Source organism: Kitasatospora sp. MBT66 (assembly GCF_000710405.2).
GTDB classification, from domain to species: Bacteria; Actinomycetota; Actinomycetes; order Streptomycetales; family Streptomycetaceae; genus Kitasatospora; species Kitasatospora purpeofusca.
Genome location: NZ_JAIY01000006.1, coordinates 1,184,987 through 1,186,090, shown reverse-complemented (window position 1 = coordinate 1,186,090; position 1,104 = coordinate 1,184,987). Strand labels below are relative to the sequence as shown.

Genomic DNA, 1,104 nt, shown 5'->3' with positions numbered 1-1,104 from the left:
ACCGGCGCGGGCCTGCTGCTGGCGCTGCTGCCCGGGGCGCTGGCGCCGGCGCTGGGGCCCTGGCACGGGGTCCGCCGGCGGGTGCGGGCGCCCTGGCGGGAGCGGGCCCGCCGGGACGGCGCGGCGCGGCGGCTGCTCGGGGCGGCGTTCGCGGCCGCCGTGTTCCAGCCGCTCTACAACAGCGGGGTGGTGGACCGGTTCTCCGCCGACGGCCCGGCGTACGGGGCGTTCCTGACCGCGGTGGCCGCGCTGGCCGCGCTGTGCGACGCGGTGCTGGCGGCGGTGCTGCGGCGGGCCCGCAGCGGGCTGCGGTTCCCGGCCGGGCTGGAGGACGAGCTGCGCTCGCTGTTCGGGATCGGCTCGGCGATCGCGGCCACCGGGATGCTGGTCAGTCTGGCCGCCGGGGAGGTGGGCCTGTGGGCGCTGCCGCTGTTCTGCGCGCCGCTGCTGCTGGCGCAGGTGTCGTTCCGGCGGGCGGCGGCGGTACGGGCCACCACCGGGCAGACCATCGCCAGTCTGGCCAAGGCCACCGAGGTGGCGGGCTACACACCGCCGGGGCACGCCCGCCGGGTGGCCGACACGGCCTGCGCGGTCGGCCGGGAGCTGGGCCTGGGCACCCGGGAGCTGGCCCTGCTGGAGTACGCGGCGCTGATGCACGACGTCGGGCAGCTGTCGCTGGTGGAGCCGGTGCCGGGCGGGGCGACGGCGCTGCTGCCGGACGAGGAGCAGCAGCGGATCGCCCGGCTGGGCAGTGAGGTGATCCGGCGCACCGGGGTGCCCCGGCAGGTGGCCGAACAGGTCGCCCGGCTGGCCGATCCGCACCCCGGGCCGGAGGGCGGCGGGCGGGCGGTGCCCCTGGCGGCGCGGATCATCCGGGTGGCGAACGCGCACGACGACCTGCTGACGGCGGCCCGGGGGCGCGGGCTGGGGGAGGCGGTCGGCCGGCTGGAGGTGCTGGAGGCGCTGCGGCTGGGGCGGGGGCGGCTGTACGACCCCCGGGTGGTGGACGCGCTGGTCCGGGTCCGCGGCTGAGGGCCGGGGCGGTCGGCGGCACGGGGCGGCGGGCCAGTCCCGCGTCCTGTCGCGAGGGGCGCCGCGAGGGGC

1 protein-coding gene is annotated in these 1,104 nt (G+C 80.1%); it reads left to right on the top strand.

The genetic code is table 11. The features are described 5' to 3' along the window. A partial coding sequence (locus BI06_RS17740) for an HD-GYP domain-containing protein (protein ID WP_051741203.1) occupies positions 1–1,032 on the top strand: 1,032 nt, incomplete at its 5' end. Between the last annotated feature and the right edge of the window lie 72 nt (positions 1,033–1,104).